This window comes from Thalassococcus sp. S3 (assembly GCF_004216475.1).
GTDB lineage: Bacteria > Pseudomonadota > Alphaproteobacteria > Rhodobacterales > Rhodobacteraceae.
The window spans coordinates 4,290,582-4,310,308 of the sequence record NZ_CP022303.1 but is presented as its reverse complement, the minus strand read 5'-3'; the positions used below and the strand labels follow the sequence as shown (position 1 = coordinate 4,310,308).

Sequence of the window (19,727 nt, the reverse complement as noted above, 5' to 3'; positions counted from 1 at the left end):
GGTCCTCACCAATCGTAACGCGAAACATTATTTTGGAAACAGTGCGAAACAGGGGCCAGTGCCACATCCTGGGTGGGCGTGAAGCGCCCTCCCGTCGCACCTTTGGTGCACCGATCGTTGTTGGCGCGCCTTCGGCGCGATAGGGAGGGTCGGGCGCTGGCCGTGATGCTAGGCATCACGACTGGTTCTTTTGCAGCTGCGTCGCTTCGTATGGGCACAACGCGCTATTTCGTAGCGGTTCCAGAACTTTGACGACGACCTTTCGCCCCACCTCTCCCACCACTCTTCCCCTTCCCGGACCACGCCGCTAGCCTGCGCCGGAAAGGAACATCCATGTACGATCTCGCCGCTTTCTGGGCCTGGGCCGAATTCGCCGTGCGCTGGCTGCACGTCATCACTGCCATCGCCTGGATCGGCTCGTCCTTCTATTTCATCGCTCTCGATCTGGGGCTGCACCGTGACCGTGCGCTCTCCTCCGGTGCCGATGGAGAGGAGTGGCAAGTCCATGGCGGCGGCTTCTACCACATCCAGAAATACCTTGTCGCGCCGGCGAACATGCCCGATGGGCTCGTCTGGTTCAAATGGGAGAGCTATGCGACCTGGCTGAGCGGTTTTGCCCTTCTGATCCTTGTCTATTACGTCGGCGCGGAGTTCTATCTGGTCGATCCCAACGTGCTCGACATCGCCGTGTGGCAGGCGGTCGGGATCTCCGTCGCGTCTCTGGCCCTGGGTTGGGTCCTCTACAACACCCTTTGCAAGGTCTTCGTGGATGCGGACCAGACCCTCCTGATGGTGGCCTTGTTCGCGGTGCTTGTGGCGATGTCGTGGTTCTATGCGCAGGTCTTCTCGGGCCGGGCGGCGCTGCTGCATCTGGGGGCGTTCACCGCCACGATCATGAGCGCGAATGTCTTCATGATCATCATCCCCAACCAGAAGATCGTCGTGGCCGACCTGATCGCAGGCCGTGAGCCGGACGCGAAATACGGCAAGATCGCCAAGCAGCGCAGCACGCATAATAATTATCTCACGCTGCCGGTGATCTTCCTGATGCTGTCGAACCATTACCCGTTGGCCTTCGCTTCGGCGTATAACTGGATCATCGCCAGCCTTGTTTTCCTGATGGGCGTCACGATCCGGCACTATTTCAACACCATGCACGCGCGCAAAGGGCATCCGAACTGGACCTGGGCCGCCACCGCCATCCTGTTCCTGATGATCACCTGGCTCAGCACCGCGCCGATGTTCCAGGACGAACCGCGCGAGGAGGCGATGGGCGCCGAACTGCGCTTTGTCCAGGCCGAGGGGTTCGAGGAGGTGCACGACATCATGCTGGGCCGCTGTTCGATGTGCCACGCGCAGGAGCCGGTCTGGCAGGGTCTGCACTGGCCGCCCAAGGGCGTCATGCTGGAAACGGAGGTGCAGATCGCCCGCCACGCTCGCGCGATTTACCTGCAATCAGGGCTCAGCCACGCGATGCCACCCGCGAACCTCAGCTGGATGGAAGACGAAGAGCGCGCGCGCATCGTGGCTTGGTACCGCGCGGCGACCGGCGGCTGATCCCGCAGCTTTCGGGTGGCAGAATCGCCGTTGACCATGCTAGGTTTTGGGTCATGGCCTATGCAGACCCCAAGATAAGCGATGCTCAACCGGTAATCCGGCAGCTTGACGAAGCGGCGATCAACCGGATTGCCGCAGGTGAGGTCGTGGAACGCCCGGCCTCTGCCGTGAAGGAACTGGTGGAGAATGCCATCGACGCAGGCGCCCGCCGGATCAGTGTGGAGATCGCCGATGGCGGCAAGACCCTGATCCGGGTTACCGACGACGGCTGCGGCATCGCGCCCGAAGATCTGCCGCTGGCCCTGTCTCGACATGCGACGTCCAAGATCGACGGCAGCGACCTTTTGAACATCCACACGTTCGGCTTTCGCGGCGAGGCCTTGCCGTCGCTGGGCGCGGTCGGGCGGCTGACGCTCACCAGCCGGGCCGAAGGGCACGAGGCCGCGCAGATCCACGTGGCCGGCGGCAAGGCGCAGCCGGTGCGCCCGGCGGCGCTGAACAAGGGCACGGTGGCAGAGCTGCGCGATCTTTTCTACGCCACACCCGCACGGCTGAAATTCATGCGGACCGACCGCGCCGAAGGGCAGGCGGTTGCGGATGTCGTCAAACGGTTGGCCATGGCCGAGCCCGGGATCGGGATGAGCCTGCGCGATGTCTCCGGCGGCGGGGAGGGACGGGTGGTGTTTCGCGCCGACCCCGAACAGGGCGATCTTTTCGATGCGCTGCGCGGGCGGCTGGCCCGGGTGCTGGGCGCGGAGTTCGCCGAGAATGCGCTGCCCATCGACGCCACGCGCGACGGGCTGCGCCTGATCGGCTATGCGGCTTTGCCCACCTATTCGCGCGGCGCTGCGGTGGCGCAGTTTCTCTTCGTGAATGGCAGACCGGTGAAGGACAAGCTGCTCACCGGGGCTTTGCGCGCGGCCTATTTCGACTTCCTGAGCCGTGACCGTCATCCGGCGGCGGCGCTTTTCATCGACTGCGATCCTATGCTGGTGGATGTGAACGTGCACCCCGCGAAATCCGAGGTGCGGTTTCGCGAGCCCGGTGTGGCGCGCGGTCTGATCATCTCCGCGCTTCGCCACACTCTGGCCGAGGCAGGCCACCGCGCCTCCACCACGGTCGCCGATGCCACACTCGGCGCCCTGCGCCCCGAGCCGACAGGCCCGCGTGTCTACCAGATGGACCGCCCCTCCCTCGGCGCCCGCAGCGCCGTTTACGACGCGCAGGCTCCCGCCTTCGCCGAAACCGCCCCCGTCTTCGCACGTGTGGTCGAACCCGACCAAGGCGAGGAAAGCCCGCAAGGGCTTGAGGAGCGGCCGCTGGGTGCCGCACGCGGTCAAGTGCACGAAAACTACATCATCGCCCAGACCGAAGACGGCATGGTCATCGTCGATCAACACGCCGCCCATGAACGGCTCGTCTACGAAAAGCTCAAACGCCAGATGGCCGAAACCGGCGTCGCCGCTCAGGCCCTGCTGATCCCCGAAATCGTGGAGCTCTCCGAAGCCGACTGCGCGCGCCTGATGGAAATCGCTCCCGATCTCTCCAAACTTGGCCTCACACTCGAACCCTTTGGCGGGGGCGCTGTTGCTGTGCGCGAAACGCCCGCCCTTCTGGGCCAGGTCGATGCCCGCGCCATGGTGCTCGACATCCTCGACGAACTGTCGGACCAATCCCAAAGCCAAACACTCCAGGCCCAGCTCGACGCGATCCTCAGCCGGGTGGCCTGCCACGGCTCCATCCGGTCGGGCCGTTGGATGCGCGCCGAAGAGATGAACGCGCTTCTGCGCGAGATGGAGGCGACGCCCCATTCCGGCCAGTGCAACCACGGGCGACCCACCTATGTCGAACTCAAACTCGCCGACATCGAACGGCTCTTCGGGCGCACATGATCGAAATCGCAGGACAATCCTACGCGCTGGACGATCCAGCCGTGATCGCGGTGATAGCAGGGGCAGGCGTTCTCCTCTTGATGCTCTTGCTTCTGATCCTCGCCGTGCGCGCGGCGGGCCGGTCCGCGCGGCTGGCCGAACCTCTGGCGCAGCAGATGGCAGCGCTCGGCGGGCATGTGCAGCAGCTCAGCCTCGGGCAAGAACAACTCAGGGGCGGGCTCCAGACCGTCTCTGACACCGCCACGACCGGACAGGCGCAGGTCATCCAGACGGTCGAGGCGCGACTGGCTGCTGTGCAGAGCCAGATGCAGGACCGGCTGGCCGACAACGCGATGCGCGCGCAAAGGGCGATGACCGAAATGCAGGAACGGATGCGCGAAAGCCTGCACGGCTCATCCAAACAGACAGCCACCTCTCTGACAGCGCTGCAAGAGCGGCTCGCGGTCATCGACAAGGCGCAGGACAACATCACAAAACTCAGCGGCGATGTTCTCAGCCTTCAGGACATCCTGTCGAACAAGCAGACACGCGGAGCGTTTGGAGAGATCCAGCTCAAGGACATCCTGTCCAAAGCCCTGCCGGCCGACAGCTATGCCTGGCAGGCCACGCTCAGTAACGGGCGACGTGCCGATTGCCTGATCCACCTGCCGAACCCGCCCGGACCGATCGTGATCGACAGCAAGTTCCCCCTGGAAGCCTACGAGGCGCTGCGCAATGCCGAAACCGAGGCGGCGCTCAAACCCGCCGTCCAGCAGATGCGGGTGGCCGTGCGCAAGCATATCCGCGATATCTCGGAGAAATACATCATCGACGGAGAGACCGCTGACGGAGCCTTGATGTTTCTGCCTTCCGAAGCTGTCTATGCCGAATTGCACGCCAACTTCCCCGATCTGGTGCGGGAGGGGTTCGAGGCGCGGGTCTGGATCGTGTCGCCCACAACCTGCATGGCCACGCTGAACACCATGCGCGCGATCCTGAAAGACGCGCGCATGCGCGAGCAAGCGGGCGCCATCCGCAAGGAGTTGAGCCTTTTGCACAAGGATGTGGACCGTCTGGGTGATCGCGTCGGCAATCTGGACCGACATTTCGGACAGGCGGCCAAGGACATTGCCGAGATCAAGATTAGTGCCGACAAGGCCGGGCGCCGGGCGCAACGACTGGACCGGTTCGATTTCGAGGAACTGGCGCCGGAGGCGGACAGCACCGTGGTTCCGCTCAACAAGCCTTGAGGAGGACCGATGACGTCTGAAGCAGTGGTCCAGGGGTTCTGGAAGGCCATGGGCAGCAATGATTTTCATGCTGCGAGCCTGTGTCTGTCTGAAGACTATCGCTGCCTCTGGCCTCAGAGCGGCGAGATCATCGAAGGGCGTGCTGCCTTTGCCGAGATCAATTTAAGATATCCGGCGGCAGGTCCTTGGTACTTTGAGGTGCTGCGCTGCGTGGTCGAGGGTCCACAGGTCGTCACGGACGTTGCGGTCACGGATGGTGTACTCAAGGCGCGGGCCATCACGTTTCACACCGTCCGCAATGGTTTGATCACGGAGCAGGTGGAGTATTGGCCTGACCCTTATGACGCACCGACCTGGCGCGGTGCCTGGGTGCGGATCTCTCAGATGCAGAAGATGGACCTGTGATCCTGGCGGGTCCAAGCTCTCCGCGCTGGCATGCGATCTCGTAGCGCGGCGGGGGACAGGCGCGGGGGCGATGCAATGGTACGGATGGCCGACGGAACGAAAACGCTGATCCGGGATGCAGAGCTGAGGGCCGAGCAGTTAATCGGCTATCTGAGGCTTCTCATCTCTTCTAGCCTGGGCGTTGTTTTCGCCGTTGTTCTGACCGTCGAACCCGTTCCGCTGACCGAGGTGCTGCGCTGGCAATTGGTCTATGCAAGTGGAACGATGGCGGCCTATTTCATGCTCGGTCTGCTCTCGCTCTTCCTGTTGTCAAAGGGGTGGTTTCGACGCTGGATGATCTGGCCGTCAGCCTTCGGAGATTGCGTGTTTCTGTTGATCAGTTCCTGGCTCAGCGTGGTCAATACGGGCTTGCCGGGCAGCCATGTGGTGGTTTTACCCACGATCTGGCTGATCCCGGTGGTGCTCGCCTGCGGCGCTCTCCGCTTCAACCCCGCACTGCAGGCGGCGATGGCTTCGGTGATCGTGGGGGGTATGTTCTATCTGCTCGCGGCAGAGGCGACGCTGGGTCCCGCAGCGGTCGAAGCGAATATCAGGTTTTTCTTCGCAATGCCGCCCAATCTGATGCGCGTTGCCATGATCGCCTTGGCAGGTGGTGTTCTTGTGGTCGCCTCTCTGCGGATAAGGCGCCTCTTGCTGCGCTCGATCACCGAAGCGGAAGCGCGAGCCAATCTGACGCGATATCTGCCGGCGCAATTGGCTCCGCGGCTGGCGCATGTCGGACTGGAAGAGCTCAGGCGCGGGGCACGGGCGGAGATGGCTGTGCTTTTTGTCGATATGCGTGGCTTTACACAGATCAGTGAGAGGATGCGGCCTGAGCAAGTCTCGGAGTTTGTAACGGCGTACCGCACCCGCATAACGGCGGTCGCGCAGGAGACCGGAGGCATTATCGACAAATTCATGGGTGACGCGGCCATGCTTGTCTTTGAGGATGCGGACGGGCGCGCAGCACGGGCCGCTTTGCATTGCGCGGATCTGTTGGCAGCCGATATCGACACGTGGTCTGAGCAGCGACAGCGCGCAGGCGATGAGCCGGTGCAAATCGGTGTCGGGTTGCATTGGGGAGAGGTCTTTGTCGGTGTCGTCGGGGACGACGCGCGGCTGGAATACTCGGTCTTTGGGGATACCGTGAATATCGCGGCACGTCTTGAGGCGCTTACAAAAGCGCATGGGGTACCCATGATTGCGTCGGACGTATTCCTGCAGCGCGCAAGGGTGACAACGGAGGACTGGCAGGTTTTGCCGGACCATTCGGTTCGAGGACGCATAGGGCATCTGACCCTTTACGCTCGCAATTGACCGCATCGGAATTTGTTTCAAATTCCGGGGGCCAGTCACCAATGGCAGATATAGAGACCAGAGGTGTGTTGTTGAAGTTACGGTTCTGCCACGCGGAATTCATCTTGAATTCCGCGTGTTTTTCGCAACGAAAAACGTAGTCTGGTGCGATGCCCAGTCAGATCCGCAGGAAGGGCTGAGCAATTCTTGGTATCAGTCCATTGAACTTCAACGGCGCGTCTGTCACGGCAAGGCAGATACAATCCTCTCCGATATCGGCCACAGGCGTGTGCTGCAAATGCTCATCGGCGCATTCAACGTCGCCGCGTGCAAATCGGTCATCCTCGTCAATGAACGCGCCTTTCAGCACCATGGTCATCTCCGTGCCCTTGTGACCATGATCCGGCATGGCAGCCCCTGCGGGAATGTAAAGCAGCCTTGCGGACGCTTCGCTGCTGGTTGGCAGGATGGCCTGCTTCACGCCCATACCTGCGCCGCGCCATTCAATCGCATCCAGATCGCCGCCCACATAATCTTGCAGCGGGCCTGGCAGTATCCCTTCCGGACGCCTGAAAGTTGGCGCGGTTTCAATAGCGCCCCCGGCAATCAGCGCCATTGTGGCCTCCAGTGCCGTTGCGTCCAGGTCAGCGACATCCTCTCGTTGTTCCTCAAGAAGCGCGCCCCCTAGGGCGTCAAAGGCTTCCAGCTGCGCCCGGCATGTGTCGCAAAGCGAAATATGGCTCGCCACCATCAAGTTGAACGCTTCCGGCAGCGTCCCTGCCGAATAAGCCATCAGAATTTCGTCCGTCAGGTGATGTTTGATCTGTTGTGTCATCGTCCTGTTCATTTCATCGCGTGGCGCAATCTTTCGAGCGCCAACCTAATCCTACTTTTGATCGTGCCCAGGGGTAATCCGGTCTCAGCCGCGATTTGGCTGTGGCTCAGATCGCCAAAATAGGCCCTTTCGATCAGTTCCCTTTGTGCCGCCGGCAACCCTTTAAGGGCTTGGCGGAGTAACTCACTCTCCTGTTGCAGGACCAGCGTATCTTCCTGGTCCGGCTCGGCCTCTGGCCCCCATGTCAGCTCTTCGGGCTCCGGCCTGCGTTGTTTGCGCAACACGTCGATCTTTCGGTTCCGCGCGATCGTGAAGATCCACGTCGCCACCGAAGCCCGCGCGGGGTCAAACATATGCGCCTTGTGCCACAGGGTGGCCATGACTTCCTGCGCGCACTCCTCTGCTAGGGTCGCATCAGCTCCTGACTTCATCAGGAACGCTTTGACCCTTGGGGCGAAGTGCTGGAACAGTTCGGCAAAGGCCTGCTGGTCCTGATCGTCCCGGATGCGCGTCATATGAGCGACCCATTCGGCCCGTGCGCTGTTGTCGTTGCTGCTCACAGAGTGCTGTTCCGATACGTCTGTCCGATGCGTTCGTCCGCCTTTACCAGGCCCCCCGCGTGCACTTACTCGGCTTTCTGTTATCGGATCAACTGCGATCAACATATCTAGACTACGTGACGCGGACGCGATCGGATCAAAAAAATGCCTTGTTTTCTTTTGCATCCGTTTCGCGCAAGCCTTCGTAATAATTTAGGAACTAAATCCGCGGAGCGAGAACCGGAATGCCCTTCGAACTTGGTGCAACAGCACCCAAAAAGATTGCCGTCATTGGCGCAGGAATATCAGGCATGGGGGCTGCATATATGCTGGCCGATACGAACCAGGTCACGTTGTTCGAGGCGGAGCCGCGCCTCGGCGGCCACGCACGGACAGTGATTGCAGGCAAGAATGGCGATCAACCCGTAGACACAGGTTTCATCGTGTTCAACTACGCGAACTACCCCCATCTCGCGGCGCTCTTCGAAGAGTTGGATGTTCCTGTCGTCAAGAGCCGGATGAGTTGGGGGACGTCGATTGACGGCGGAAAGCTGGAATATGCGTTCAACAGTCTTGATGCGCTGTTCGCTCAGCGGCGCAACGCTTTGAACCCGTCTTTTTTGCGCATGGTGCGGGATATTTTCCGGTTCAACGCCAAAGGGCTTGAGCTTGCCCGATCCAACCCTGATCTGACGATTGGTCAATTTCTGACCAAGCTGGGCACGGGTGAGTGGTTCAGGGATTATTATCTTCTGCCCTTCTCAGGCGCGATTTGGTCAACGCCGACCGATAAAATCATGGATTTCCCGGCCTATGCGATGATGCGGTTTTTCGAAAACCACGCGCTTCTCGATACGACCGGCCAGCATCAGTGGTATACCGTTCAGAACGGGTCGCGGGAATATGTCAGTCGGCTTGAGGTGGCGATGGTCGGGAGAGGCGTTGAGATGCGGCTTGGCGCAGCCGTGCAGGCCGTTCGTCGCACAGGAGCGGGGGCGCAAGTAAAACTCTGGGGTGGCGATTGGGAAACGTTCGACGAGATCGTGCTCGCGACCCATTCCGACGATAGTCTGCGCCTTTTGTCGGACGCATCGCCCGAGGAACAGCGCGCGCTTGGTGCAATCGCATACCAGCCCAACGAAGTTGTGTTGCACGCGGATGCTGGATTGATGCCGAAAAGCCGGAAGGTTTGGGCAAGCTGGGTTTATACCGAGGATGAGAACAAGCGCTCTGATCAGATCGATCTGACGTACTGGATGAACTCGCTCCAGCCGATCCCGTCAGATGATCCGCATTTCGTCACATTGAATTCCAAACGGACGATCCGGGAGGAGCTGATTTACGACCAGACCACGTTCCGGCACCCGGTCTATGATCTGGGTGCGTTGGCTGCCCAAGATGAGGTGAAGACGTTCAACGGCTCCAACCACACCTGGTTTTGCGGGGCCTGGATGAAAAACGGCTTTCACGAGGACGGCCTGGCAAGTGCTGTCGACGTTGTCGACGGCATCATGCGCGCAGGTGCATTGGACGTGGTGGCCGCCGAATGACTGGGACAGTTGATCATATCGCTGGTCAAACCTTTCACGGGCGAAAAGGGGTGGTGCGGAATGATTTTCGGTATTCCATAGACTACGTTCTTTTGGACGCCGAACAGCCCGTCGATCACCCCAGCCTTTTTTCACGCAACAGCCGCAATCTGGCGGCGTTGCATGACAGTGATCATGGTGGGGCGCCGGGGGATGGCCGCGGGGCGGCTTGGGTGCGCGACGTGATCAAGGCCCATCAGTTGCCACAACCAGATCGGATCAAACTGCTCGCGCAGCCGCGCATGTGGGGGCATGTCTTTAACCCGGTGAGCTTTTGGCTATGCGAGGATACCGAAGGCGGGCTGACGGCGGTGATCGCAGAGGTCACGAATACTTTTGGCGAGCGGCATTCCTATCTGTGTCACCATTCGGACAATCGGCCCATCGGGCCGGAAGACCGTTTGACGGCCCAAAAAATCTTTTACGTGTCGCCCTTTCAGCCAATCGAGGGTGGTTACACGTTTCGCTTTGATATCACGGCGGATCGGATCGGGATCTGGATCGACTATGCTCAGGCAAAGGGTGGCTTGATCGCGACGCTTACCGGCCGACGCAAGCCGTTGACCAACGGCGGTATCCTGCGGGCGGCTTTGCGTCGACCACTCGGTTCGCGGCGCGTGCTTGTGCTGATCCATTGGCAGGCTCTCAAATTGTGGTGGAAAAACGCGCGCTACCGGACACGTCCGACCCCGCCGACCCAAGAGGTTTCGCGCGGATGACGATGGCTGCCACCCAGACACAAAGCGCCCGATTGCCGGCTTATGCGCTCTTTGCGTCTCTGCTGGCGGCGGCAGGTCTGCCTTTGTATATCCACGCGCCGAAATTCTATGTGGATGAGTACGGTGTCAGCCTTGCGGCGCTGGGTGCGGTCTTGTTTGGCTTGCGCCTGCTCGATGTGGTGCAAGATCCCTTGCTCGGCCGGTTGTCTGAGAGTGTCAGAGCGCACAGGGCAGCGGCGGTGGCGATCGCATTGGCCGTGATCGCAAGTGCCATGGTGGGCCTGTTCGCGGTTGTTCCGCCGGTTGCGCCGCTCTTGTGGTTCGGGCTGATGCTGACGCTGGTCTTCTCTGCCTTCAGCTTTCTCACGATCAACTTCTACGCACAGGGGGTAAACAAGGCGGCGAACCTTGCAGGCAACGGCCATCTGAAGCTCGCGCGTTGGCGTGAGACGGGGTCGCTGCTTGGCGTATGCGTCGCAGCAATCGCACCCGTGGCACTGGGCGCTGTGATGGACCGACCCTTTGCAGGCTACGCCGTTAGCTTCGCGGTGCTGGCGTTGCTGGCCTGGCAGGCTATGCGGCTGGAATGGGGCGGGGAGATGGTGGCACCGTCTTCGGGGTTTGGCCCTGTGTTGCGTGACAGCGTTGCGCGGCGCCTCCTGATGATCGCGCTTGTTAACGCGGCCCCCGTCGCGGTGAGCTCGACGCTCTTTCTGTTTTTCGTGGAAAGTCGTTTGGCCGCACCCGGCATGGAAGGCCCGTTGCTTCTGCTCTTCTTTCTGTCGGCGGCCCTTGCGGCCCCGGTCTGGGGCCTGCTCGCCGAACGGCTTGGCGCAAAGCGGGTGCTGATCGCAGGGATGGTTTTATCAATTCTGGCCTTCGGGGCCGCTGTCCTGCTTCAGGAGGGGGATGTCGTGGCGTTCGCCATCATCTGCATCGCCTCCGGTGCGGCGCTGGGTGCCGATATGACCTTGTTGCCGGCGATCTTTGCAGGGCGCATGGCCAAGATCTCACCGACCGCTGCGGAAGGCTTCGGCCTTTGGTCTTTTGTTTCGAAATTCACGCTCGCCTTTGCGGCGGTCACACTACTTCCCGCCTTGGATGCCGCCGGGTTCCAAGCCGGAGCCAACAATTCCGAACCGGCCCTTTTACTGCTGAGCCTGCTCTACGCGGCGGTGCCCTGCGGTTTGAAAACGGTGGCGATCCTGTTGCTCGCCACGACTGATTTGAAGGAGACAGAGTGATGGATTCAGTACTTCTGGTCGTACTGGGCGGTGCGATTATCCTGGCTCTTGGATACGTAAAACGCAGGCTTGCGTCGTTTCTGGCCCAAAAGCCCCAGGATTATGTCGAAGGTCAGCCGCAGTTCGATCTGCGCACCCATCTGAACGGACCCATCGTATGCGAGGGGATCATCTACGGGCCGTTGGGACGCGTGACCTCGCGTTTCGTTGCGGACTTCGATGTCGAATGGTCCGGCAATGTCGGGGTCATGAAAGAGCGTTTCCTGTATGATGATGGATCCACCCAGGATCGGGAATGGCATCTGACATTGGGGAACGATGGAAATATCCAGGCGCGCGCCGAAGACGTGGTTGGCACCGGGGTCGGTGCGCAGACCGGCTCTGCCGTGCAATTGCAGTACCGCATCCGGTTGCCCGAGCAGTCAGGCGGGCACGTTCTCGACACTGTGGACTGGATGTATCTTGCTCCGAACGGGACGATTGTGAACCGAAGCCAGTTTCGCAAGTTTGGTATTCAGGTGGCTGAACTTGTTGCGACGATGCGGCCCCGCAATTCGGTGGATCAACCCCTAAAGGAAGCGGCATAGCGGAATGACATTCAAGGGTAAGACTTACTGGCTTGTCGGGGCCAGCGAAGGTTTGGGCGCTGCTCTGGCCAGAAAGCTCAGTCGGGCGGGAGCGATCGTAATTCTGTCTGCCCGCAACGAGGATAAACTGAAAGAGCTGGCTGCCGACCTTCCGGGGGAGGCGCGTGTTCAAACGATCGACGTGGCCGACGACGAAAGCGTCAAGGCCGCGGCGGAGGCGGTCGGCGAAGTCGACGGCGTGGTCTACCTTGCGGGTGTCTACTGGCCGTTCAAGTCGCAGGACTGGGATGCGGATCAGGCAACCGCGATGGCGGATATCAACTTTACCGGTCTCGTCCGGGTGATGGGTCAAGTGCTGCCGGCGATGGTCGCGCGTGATAGCGGTCATATCGTGATCACGGGCTCGCTCTCGGGGTTTCGGGGACTGCCGGGCGCGATTGGCTATGCGGCCTCCAAGGCGGGAACGATGGCGCTGGCCGAAAGCATGTACGCGGACTTAAAGGATACCGGCGTCAAGGTTCAGCTGGCCAATCCCGGGTTTATCAAGACCCGATTGACCGACAAGAATGATTTCAAGATGCCCTTCCTCATGACACCGGACGAGGCGGCCGGTCACATGTTCGATCATATGAAGCTGGGTGGCTTCAAGAAAAGCTTTCCCACCGCGTTCTCTCTGGTGTTCCGCGGCAGCCAGTTTTTGCCGGACTGGCTCTATTTCAAACTCTTTGCGTAAGATCAAAGACACGCGACGGAAGCTGACTTCTACTTTGTGAAAGAAGTAGGAGGCCCAGACGATGATGACCCTATCGACCGGCACGGTCGCGCAAGTGATCCTGATGATGCGTGAGCTTGATCGAGCCGAGCCGGAATTGCGCGCGTTCATCGAGCGGATGGGGGAAGACGAACAAGCGGAGCTTGTTGCGTTGATGTGGGTCGGGCGCGGCAGCTTTGACAAGGACGAATGGGCCGACGCGGTGCTCGTCGCGCAGGAAGAAGCCACGACACCATGTGCAGACTACCTCATTGGCACGCCGCATGTGTCTGATCATCTGGAAAACGGCATGGATGCAATGGGTTTGTCCGCGTCGGACGCTGAAGACAAGTTGATGTGACTGGCTTAGCGCAGCCGGTCTGAGTGGATTGCAAACGTTTCCGCCGCACGCGCCCAGACGTCCTCGTCCATGCGATCCAATGTCATCAAGGATGGCAGCAACTGCTCTGCATAATCCTCGGAGCTTTCGGTGGGCAGCAGGGATGGCAGATTGTCAATCGCGGTCACGTCCAAGGGTGGGCGGTCATGCACCCGAAGCGCCGGTGACGTCCAGTCCGTGGTGCGGTCATAGACCTTGATGGGAGAGAAATCGCTCTCCGGGTCGCACGCGATATCCCCGATCACCGACAGCTTGCGGGGCGCTGTCTTTGCGGAGGCAGGCACGAAGACCGGACTGCCCGGCCTGGCCAGGATGCAATTCAGAAAAAGGTCATGGCGCAGGATCTCGGGGAAGGGGCCACCCGATGCGGTTTCGGCCATGTCCCAGCGGGTGACCGGCACGCCCATCGCGGTACAGAAATCCGATGCGCCGGATCCCACACGGCCCAGCGCACCGATGACGATGGCGGTGGGGCGTGCGGTGCCCAGAGTGATCAGGTCGGTTTGCAGCTCGGCCAGAAGGTGCGTGGAGCTTGGATAGGTTGCGACCGGGCCAGCCAACCCGCCCCTTTGTTGTGCCACCCAGCATTTGAGCGCGACGGCGGCGCCGGCATATCCGGCCCAATACCCAAACGCGGCCACACGGCGCCCATCCTCTTCGACAAGATATTCAAGGTCGTAAAGCGTTCCGCCGCCCTCCTTGAACCGACGCAGAAGGCGCAGGCCCGCGGGCTGACCTTTGAATGCATGCCCGAACATGATGTGACGATGGGCGAGAGGCGCGCCATCCTCTGGTAACTCCTTCAGACCGAAGATAATCGCATCGGATGGCGCGGCGGGCCAGCTGCCCTCCGGCGCGATTTCACAGCCGGCGTCGCGATAGCCGCCTATTTCGATGGCGCGGGTGGGGCTTTCTTCGACGGTGACGGACATCCCCTTTGCGCGCAAGGCTCTGGCTCCCGCCGGGGTGAGCCCCACACGCTCTTCGTTTGCGCGTTGCTCGGCACGGACCCAAAGATGCGTCATGATGTTCTGTCCTCAAAGATATCCGTCGGAGAGTGCCACGCGGACCGATGGACGTTGCCACATCAGCTTTTGGAAGGCCGCGAACCGCGGATATCTGCCGATGTCAACGCCATCGCCTGCAAGCCACGTGCTGACCATGAAGAGATAGGGATCGGCAAGGCTGAACGTGTCCCCCAACACATAGCGACCCTGAAGGGCATAGGTTTCGATATATTGGGCGCTTTCGGACATGGTCTGGCTGACCTTGGCACGCATATCGGACCAGGAGCTTTCCTCATCCGCCCACCGGGCCCCCCGCATACCGTGGGCGTGGTTCACGTGCATCGTGCTGGCCAGATAGGTCATGACGCTGCGCATTTGCGCGGCGCGAAAAGGATCGGCGGGCACGATCCCGGCCTGCGGATGGGTCGCGGCGACATAGTCGAGAATGGCGGACGTTTCGGTCAGAACACCTTGTGGCGTTCCAAGTGCTGGAACCCGCCCCTTGGGGTTGATCGCCAGATAGGCGGCGCTGCGTTGTTCCTTTTCGGAAAAGTTGATGCGCAGGCTGTCATAATCGGCCCCCACCTCGTTGAGGGTGATTGCGACGGCCGCCGCAATCGTGCCCGGGGCGTAGTGGAGGGTCAGCATACGATCTTCCTTTCCCCGGCGCGACCGGGCCTAGACATGTGTTTGCGCGAATTGTCGGTCAGGCGTCTCAAGATGCGGTACCGCATTGAACAGCACCGGCGTCAGCGTTTCGCCTATGGGAAAGAGACGGTGAACCGAGGTGTTCATGATCGCCAGAGCCATCCGCGCCGTCGCCTCGATGTCGAGGCCCATCACCTGGCGCATGGCGATGGCGATCAGACCACCCGATGTCACGACCATCGCCGGCCCATGGCCCTGACCGATCTCCTCAAGCGCGGTGGACACGCGGTCTTCGAACGCCGCGAAGCTTTCGGGAACATCGCGGATGCGATCCTCCTGCCAGGCGGCGAACACTTGTGGCAGATGCATAACGAAGCCTTCCCGTTCGTCCGGGATCGGCAGGCCATGCTGTTCTTCCATAAGCCGTGACAGGGTGAAGTATTCCAGTTCGTTCAGGCGCGCGTCCTGAGAGATGCCATTGGCAAAGCCCATGCTGCGTGCTGTTTCGAGATGCCGGGTCAGTGTTCCGCAGTAGATGCGGGTATGATGCTGGCCCGCATCACGCAGGTGATCGCCGAGCCATCCGGCCTGTTGATGCCCAAGGGGGCTGAGCCTGTCATAGCTCGTTTCATCCCGGGCGCCGGTATTGGCCTGACCGTGGCGGACGAGGGTGATGTGGGACATGTCTGCGTGCTCCGTTCGCTCCTGTCTTACGGAACGTCCGGGCAGGTGGAAAGGGAGGACGCCTCCGGCGGCCGTATTTTTATCGAGAAGAAGCAGGTGGAGCGCATCGGAAACGCAGATGGCGCAAATCCGGTGGAGTGTGTCGGGAATGGGACTCCTGCCAAAGATTGGCGGCGCTTATATCTTTTTGAAGATCAGGGAGAGTCGCGTCATGTCCGAGACGGTGCGTTTTACGCTGGATGGGGTTGAGGTTGAGGCCGAGAAGGGCCTGACGATCTGGGAGGTGGCCAACGGGCGCGGCCTGGTGATCCCGCATCTCTGCCACAAGCCGGCGCCGGGATATCGTCCCGACGGCAATTGTCGGGCTTGCATGGTCGAGATCGAAGGCGAGCGGACGCTGGCGGCGTCGTGCATTCGGGAACCGGCGGACGGCATGGTGGTGACGACCAATTCGGCGCGGGCGGAGGGCGCGCGCAAGATGGTGGTCGAGATGCTGCTGGCCGATCAGCCGGAGCGAGACGTGGCGCATGACCGCTCGGCGCATCTCTGGGACATGGCGGAGTTGAACGGCGTCAGCGAGAGCCGGTTTCCAAAGCTGGAAGAGGGTCGCATCCCGCTGCTGGATGACAGCCACGTGGCGATGAGTGTCAATCTCGATGCCTGCATTCAATGCGGGCTCTGCGTCAGGGCCTGCCGGGAGGTTCAGGTCAACGACGTGATCGGCATGGCGGGGCGGGGGCACGATGCCTATCCGACCTTCGATTTCGCCGACCCGATGGGAGAAAGCACCTGCGTGGCCTGCGGCGAATGTGTGCAGGCCTGCCCGACGGGGGCGCTTATGCCATCGACCGTTGTGGATGACGCGCAGGTGGGCGACAGCAAGGATTACGACAGCGAGGTGGAGTCTGTCTGTCCCTTCTGCGGGGTGGGCTGTCAAGTATCGCTGAAGGTCAAGGATGGCCGGGTGAAATATGTCGAGGGCATCAATGGCCCCGCCAATGAAGGGCGGCTCTGCGTGAAGGGGCGGTTCGGGTTCGACTATATCCATCACGATCACCGTCTGACCAAGCCCCTGATCCGCCGCGACGATGCACCGGCCAAGGGGCTGAACGTGGATCCGGGCAACTGGCAGACCCATTTCCGGGAAGCGACCTGGGACGAGGCGCTGGATGCGGCGGCGAACGGGCTGAAGGGGCGGGGGCGCGAGGTGGCGGGCTTTGGCTCGGCCAAGTGCACCAATGAGGAGGCGTATCTGTTCCAGAAGCTGATCCGGCAGGGCTTTGGCCACAACAACGTGGATCACTGCACCAGGCTGTGTCACGCCTCGTCCGTTGCAGCGCTGATCGAGAATGTGGGCTCGGGCGCGGTGACGGCGACGTTCAACGAGATCGAGAATGCGGATGTGGCGATTGTGATCGGCGCAAATCCGATCGAGAACCATCCAGTTGCGGCCACCTATTTCAAGCAATTTACCAAGCGCGGCGGCAAGCTGATTGTGATGGACCCGCGCGGGCAGGCGCTGAAGCGCTTTGCCAGCCATATGCTGCAATTCCGGCCCGGAGCGGATGTGAGCATGCTCAACGCGATCATGCATGTGATCGTGGAGGAAGGGCTCTACGATCAACAGTATATCGAGGCCTGGACGGAGAACTGGGAGGCCGAGAAAGAGCATCTGAAAGGCTTCACCCCGGAGGCGATGAGCGAGATTTGCGGGATCGAGCCAGAGATGCTGCGCGACGTGGCACGAACCTTTGCGGGGGCCAACGCGGCGATGATCTTCTGGGGAATGGGCGTGAGCCAGCACATCCACGGGACGGACAATTCCCGCTGCCTGATCTCGCTGGCGCTGATGACCGGACAAGTTGGACGGCCGGGCGCGGGCCTGCATCCGCTGCGCGGGCAGAACAACGTGCAGGGTGCGTCGGATGCCGGGCTGATCCCGATGTTCCTGCCGGATTATCAGAGTGTGACGGATGACGGCGTCCGCTCGGCCTTTACGGAGGTCTGGGGGTCAGAGGACTTCTCGAACGAGAAGGGGCTGACGGTGACGGAGATCATGGATGCGGTCCATGCCAGTGACATCAAAGCGATGTATATCCTTGGCGAGAACCCAGCGATGAGCGATCCGGATGTGGATCATGCGCGCGCCGCGTTGGCCAAGCTCGATCATCTGGTTGTGCAGGACATCTTTATCACCGAGACGGCGAATTACGCAGATGTGATCCTGCCGGCCTCTGCCTTTGCAGAGAAGACGGGCACGGTGACCAACACCAACCGTCAGGTGCAGATGGGCCGGCCTGCGGTGCCGCCACCGGGGGAGGCCAAGGAAGACTGGTGGATCGAGGTGGAACTGGCCAAGCGGCTGGGCCTCAGTTGGACCTATGATAGCCCGGCGGAGGTGTTCGCCGAGATGAAGCGCAACATGAAATCGCTCGACAATATCACGTGGGATCGGCTGGAGGGGCAGAATGCGGTCACTTATCCATCGCTCAGCCCCAAGGATCCGGGACAGGCGATTGTGTTCGGTGACGGTTTCCCGCGCGCCGATGGGCGAGCCCGGTTCACCCCGGCCTCGGTCATTCCGCCGGATGAGGCGCCGGATGCGGAGTATCCGATGATCCTGACCACGGGGCGGCAATTGGAGCACTGGCATACCGGGTCGATGACCCGGCGCGCGACGGTGCTGGATGCGGTGGAGCCGGAGGCCAATTGTTCGCTGCACCCCAAGACGCTGCGGCGGCTGGGTGTGGTTCCGGGCGGCATGCTGCGGCTGACGACCCGGCGCGGGTCGATCGAGATCATGGCGCGGGCCGACCGAGCGGTGTCGGAGGATATGGTGTTCTTGCCCTTCGCTTATGTGGAGGCTGCCGCGAACATCCTCACGAACTCGGCGATTGATCCTTATGGCAAGATCCCGGAATTCAAGTTCTCTGCCGTGCGGGTGGAAGCGGCAGAAAACGCGGTTGCGGCGGAGTAGCCGTTTTCCATAATGGAAAACGACTGGAATTCGTCACGAATTCCAGCGCCAGGAGGATCGGGTGCGGCTCAATTCAGAACGGTTCCTGCGTGATCTGCATGCGCTCAGGGGCTTCGGTGCAGCCGGTGTCGGCAAGGGCGTAATTCGCCCCGCCTTTTCCGAGGCGGACGTCGAGGCACGCGCGTGGCTGAAGGGCCGAATGCTGGATGCGGGACTGACCCCGCATCTCGATCCCGTGGGCAACCTCTTTGGATTGGCCTACGATAGATCCCTTTTGCTCGGCTCGCATTCGGATAGCCAGCCCGAGGGGGGCTGGCTTGACGGAGCATTGGGGGTGATCGCGGGTCTGGAGGTCGCCCGGGCCAGTGTGGAGGCCGGCGGGCCTCCGATCTCTGTGGTCAGTTTTCAGGACGAGGAAGGGCGGTTCGGTGTCACCACCGGAAGCGCAATCTGGTCGGGGCAGATCGCTTTGGAAGAGGCAGACGCACTCAGCGATCACGAGGGTATCGGGTTTGGCGACGCGCGTGCCTCGATGCCGGGACGGGCAGAGACCTTTGTCGACCCCGACCGCTTCACCGGCTTTATCGAGATGCATATCGAGCAGGGTCCGGTGCTGGACCAGGCCAATGACCAGATCGGTGTGGTGAGCGGCATCGTGGGTATCCGCGATATGAAAATCACCTTTGGCGGAGAGCAGAACCATGCCGGGACGACGCCGATGGCCCTGCGGAAAGACGCGTTTCAGGCTCTTTCAGACTTCAATACGCGTCTCAATGACAGGTTCCGCAATGTCATAACCCCGCGTACCGTTTGGACAATCGGTCACGTGAACCTGCACCCGAATGCGTCGTCAATCGTTCCGGGGCGGGTCAATTTCAGCATGCAATGGCGCGATGCCGATGCGGACCGGCTCCTGCATCTGGAGAGGATCGTTCGGGATACAGCGTCTGAACTCGCGGAAGAGCGGCAGATATCCCTTGAATTCGGCCCGTTACTGGGCCTGGACCCTGTCGCTATGGATCCGGGTCTTCGCAACGCGCTTCGGTCCGGAGCGGAGCGGGTCGCGCCCGAACGATGGCGCGACATGCCTTCGGGCGCTTTGCATGATGCTACGAACGTCTCTCGGCTGATGCCGGTTGCGATGTTATTCGTGCCCTCTATCGGTGGGATCAGTCATAACTTCGCAGAGGACACGGCGGAAGAGGATCTGGTCGCTGGCCTTCGCGTTCTTGCTCACGCCGTGGGATGCCTTGGCCAATAAGACCGCCTTGGATCGGCGTCAAACTACGGCGCAGATCACGCGGTTGGGAAAGCTTCGCATCGCAGATC

The 19,727-nt window shown here is 61.2% G+C and carries 18 protein-coding genes; 13 read left to right on the top strand and 5 right to left on the bottom strand.

Annotated elements, in window-relative coordinates; genetic code table 11:
• Positions 1–333 precede the first annotated feature (333 nt).
• The 5 genes from CFI11_RS21180 to CFI11_RS21160 all read left to right on the top strand — a co-directional run bounded on the left by CFI11_RS21180 (position 334) and on the right by CFI11_RS21160 (position 6,439).
• The gene (locus CFI11_RS21180; protein ID WP_130409477.1) at positions 334–1,557 is read left to right on the top strand and encodes a urate hydroxylase PuuD; all 1,224 of its coding nucleotides are present in this window, start codon (positions 334–336) and stop codon (positions 1,555–1,557) included.
• 53 nt (positions 1,558–1,610) lie between these two features.
• Positions 1,611–3,449 (top strand): DNA mismatch repair endonuclease MutL, encoded by a 1,839-nt coding sequence (mutL, locus tag CFI11_RS21175; protein WP_130409476.1) that lies wholly within the window; start codon positions 1,611–1,613, stop codon positions 3,447–3,449.
• The gene (locus tag CFI11_RS21170; protein ID WP_130409475.1) at positions 3,446–4,678 is read left to right on the top strand and encodes a DNA recombination protein RmuC; all 1,233 of its coding nucleotides are present in this window, start codon (positions 3,446–3,448) and stop codon (positions 4,676–4,678) included. Before mutL ends, CFI11_RS21170 begins: the two co-directional genes overlap by 4 nt.
• Before the next feature lie 9 nt (positions 4,679–4,687).
• On the top strand, positions 4,688–5,083 hold the full coding sequence (locus CFI11_RS21165; protein ID WP_130409474.1) for a nuclear transport factor 2 family protein: 396 nt from the start codon (positions 4,688–4,690) through the stop codon (positions 5,081–5,083).
• Between the two features lie 75 nt (positions 5,084–5,158).
• A complete protein-coding gene (locus CFI11_RS21160) occupies positions 5,159–6,439 on the top strand; it encodes an adenylate/guanylate cyclase domain-containing protein (protein WP_165390351.1) in 1,281 nt (426 codons plus the stop codon).
• 157 nt (positions 6,440–6,596) lie between these two features.
• Here the strand turns inward: CFI11_RS21160 and CFI11_RS21155 are convergent, their stop codons facing one another.
• The gene (locus tag CFI11_RS21155; protein ID WP_130409472.1) at positions 6,597–7,253 is read right to left on the bottom strand and encodes a ChrR family anti-sigma-E factor; all 657 of its coding nucleotides are present in this window, start codon (positions 7,251–7,253) and stop codon (positions 6,597–6,599) included.
• 8 nt (positions 7,254–7,261) lie between these two features.
• The gene (locus CFI11_RS21150) at positions 7,262–7,768 is read right to left on the bottom strand and encodes a sigma-70 family RNA polymerase sigma factor (protein ID WP_254449108.1); all 507 of its coding nucleotides are present in this window, start codon (positions 7,766–7,768) and stop codon (positions 7,262–7,264) included.
• 269 nt (positions 7,769–8,037) lie between these two features.
• Between CFI11_RS21150 and CFI11_RS21145 the strand changes: the two genes are divergently transcribed.
• From CFI11_RS21145 to CFI11_RS21120, 6 genes are all read left to right on the top strand, one after another.
• Positions 8,038–9,342: an NAD(P)/FAD-dependent oxidoreductase gene (locus tag CFI11_RS21145; RefSeq protein WP_130409470.1), complete on the top strand. Its 1,305-nt coding sequence runs from the start codon at positions 8,038–8,040 to the stop codon at positions 9,340–9,342.
• Positions 9,339–10,100, top strand: coding sequence for a DUF1365 domain-containing protein (locus CFI11_RS21140; RefSeq protein WP_130409469.1), 762 nt, complete (start codon positions 9,339–9,341; stop codon positions 10,098–10,100). Before CFI11_RS21145 ends, CFI11_RS21140 begins: the two co-directional genes overlap by 4 nt.
• Positions 10,097–11,344 (top strand): MFS transporter, encoded by a 1,248-nt coding sequence (locus CFI11_RS21135; RefSeq protein WP_254448987.1) that lies wholly within the window; start codon positions 10,097–10,099, stop codon positions 11,342–11,344. The genes CFI11_RS21140 and CFI11_RS21135 overlap by 4 nt, the downstream gene beginning before the upstream one ends.
• Entirely contained in the window at positions 11,344–11,931 is a 588-nt protein-coding gene (locus CFI11_RS21130) for a DUF3833 domain-containing protein (protein WP_130409468.1), read from the top strand. The genes CFI11_RS21135 and CFI11_RS21130 overlap by 1 nt, the downstream gene beginning before the upstream one ends.
• Positions 11,932–11,935: 4 nt before the next feature.
• Positions 11,936–12,664: an SDR family oxidoreductase gene (locus CFI11_RS21125; protein WP_130409467.1), complete on the top strand. Its 729-nt coding sequence runs from the start codon at positions 11,936–11,938 to the stop codon at positions 12,662–12,664.
• A gap of 61 nt (positions 12,665–12,725) precedes the next feature.
• Positions 12,726–13,043 carry a DUF3775 domain-containing protein gene (locus CFI11_RS21120; protein ID WP_130409466.1) on the top strand — a complete coding sequence of 106 codons (318 nt, stop codon included), beginning with the start codon at positions 12,726–12,728 and terminating at the stop codon, positions 13,041–13,043.
• Positions 13,044–13,048: 5 nt separating this feature from the next.
• Here CFI11_RS21120 and CFI11_RS21115 read toward each other — a convergent pair whose 3' ends face one another.
• From CFI11_RS21115 to CFI11_RS21105, 3 genes are read right to left on the bottom strand one after another with little or no spacing between them, the layout of a single operon-like run.
• Complete coding sequence (locus CFI11_RS21115; RefSeq protein ID WP_165390350.1) at positions 13,049–14,107, bottom strand: saccharopine dehydrogenase; 1,059 nt, start codon at positions 14,105–14,107, stop codon at positions 13,049–13,051.
• 12 nt (positions 14,108–14,119) lie between these two features.
• On the bottom strand, positions 14,120–14,737 hold the full coding sequence (locus CFI11_RS21110) for a glutathione S-transferase family protein (RefSeq protein WP_371687452.1): 618 nt from the start codon (positions 14,735–14,737) through the stop codon (positions 14,120–14,122).
• 30 nt (positions 14,738–14,767) lie between these two features.
• The gene (locus tag CFI11_RS21105; protein WP_130409464.1) at positions 14,768–15,421 is read right to left on the bottom strand and encodes a histidine phosphatase family protein; all 654 of its coding nucleotides are present in this window, start codon (positions 15,419–15,421) and stop codon (positions 14,768–14,770) included.
• A gap of 211 nt (positions 15,422–15,632) precedes the next feature.
• Between CFI11_RS21105 and fdhF the strand changes: the two genes are divergently transcribed.
• A complete protein-coding gene (gene fdhF, locus CFI11_RS21100) occupies positions 15,633–18,398 on the top strand; it encodes a formate dehydrogenase subunit alpha (RefSeq protein WP_130409463.1) in 2,766 nt (921 codons plus the stop codon).
• A gap of 61 nt (positions 18,399–18,459) precedes the next feature.
• Positions 18,460–19,659 (top strand): Zn-dependent hydrolase, encoded by a 1,200-nt coding sequence (locus tag CFI11_RS21095; protein ID WP_130409462.1) that lies wholly within the window; start codon positions 18,460–18,462, stop codon positions 19,657–19,659.
• The last annotated feature ends 68 nt before the right edge of the window (positions 19,660–19,727 follow it).

Coding starts and splice junctions, on each gene's coding strand:
- CFI11_RS21180 (WP_130409477.1), top strand. CDS start 334: ATGTACGATCTCGCCGCTTTCTGGGCCTGGGCCGAATTCGCCGTGCGC.
- mutL (WP_130409476.1), top strand. CDS start 1,611: ATGGCCTATGCAGACCCCAAGATAAGCGATGCTCAACCGGTAATCCGG.
- CFI11_RS21170 (WP_130409475.1), top strand. CDS start 3,446: ATGATCGAAATCGCAGGACAATCCTACGCGCTGGACGATCCAGCCGTG.
- CFI11_RS21165 (WP_130409474.1), top strand. CDS start 4,688: ATGACGTCTGAAGCAGTGGTCCAGGGGTTCTGGAAGGCCATGGGCAGC.
- CFI11_RS21160 (WP_165390351.1), top strand. CDS start 5,159: ATGGTACGGATGGCCGACGGAACGAAAACGCTGATCCGGGATGCAGAG.
- CFI11_RS21155 (WP_130409472.1), bottom strand. CDS start 7,253: ATGACACAACAGATCAAACATCACCTGACGGACGAAATTCTGATGGCT.
- CFI11_RS21150 (WP_254449108.1), bottom strand. CDS start 7,768: ATGACGCGCATCCGGGACGATCAGGACCAGCAGGCCTTTGCCGAACTG.
- CFI11_RS21145 (WP_130409470.1), top strand. CDS start 8,038: ATGCCCTTCGAACTTGGTGCAACAGCACCCAAAAAGATTGCCGTCATT.
- CFI11_RS21140 (WP_130409469.1), top strand. CDS start 9,339: ATGACTGGGACAGTTGATCATATCGCTGGTCAAACCTTTCACGGGCGA.
- CFI11_RS21135 (WP_254448987.1), top strand. CDS start 10,097: ATGACGATGGCTGCCACCCAGACACAAAGCGCCCGATTGCCGGCTTAT.
- CFI11_RS21130 (WP_130409468.1), top strand. CDS start 11,344: ATGGATTCAGTACTTCTGGTCGTACTGGGCGGTGCGATTATCCTGGCT.
- CFI11_RS21125 (WP_130409467.1), top strand. CDS start 11,936: ATGACATTCAAGGGTAAGACTTACTGGCTTGTCGGGGCCAGCGAAGGT.
- CFI11_RS21120 (WP_130409466.1), top strand. CDS start 12,726: ATGATGACCCTATCGACCGGCACGGTCGCGCAAGTGATCCTGATGATG.
- CFI11_RS21115 (WP_165390350.1), bottom strand. CDS start 14,107: ATGACGCATCTTTGGGTCCGTGCCGAGCAACGCGCAAACGAAGAGCGT.
- CFI11_RS21110 (WP_371687452.1), bottom strand. CDS start 14,737: ATGCTGACCCTCCACTACGCCCCGGGCACGATTGCGGCGGCCGTCGCA.
- CFI11_RS21105 (WP_130409464.1), bottom strand. CDS start 15,421: ATGTCCCACATCACCCTCGTCCGCCACGGTCAGGCCAATACCGGCGCC.
- fdhF (WP_130409463.1), top strand. CDS start 15,633: ATGTCCGAGACGGTGCGTTTTACGCTGGATGGGGTTGAGGTTGAGGCC.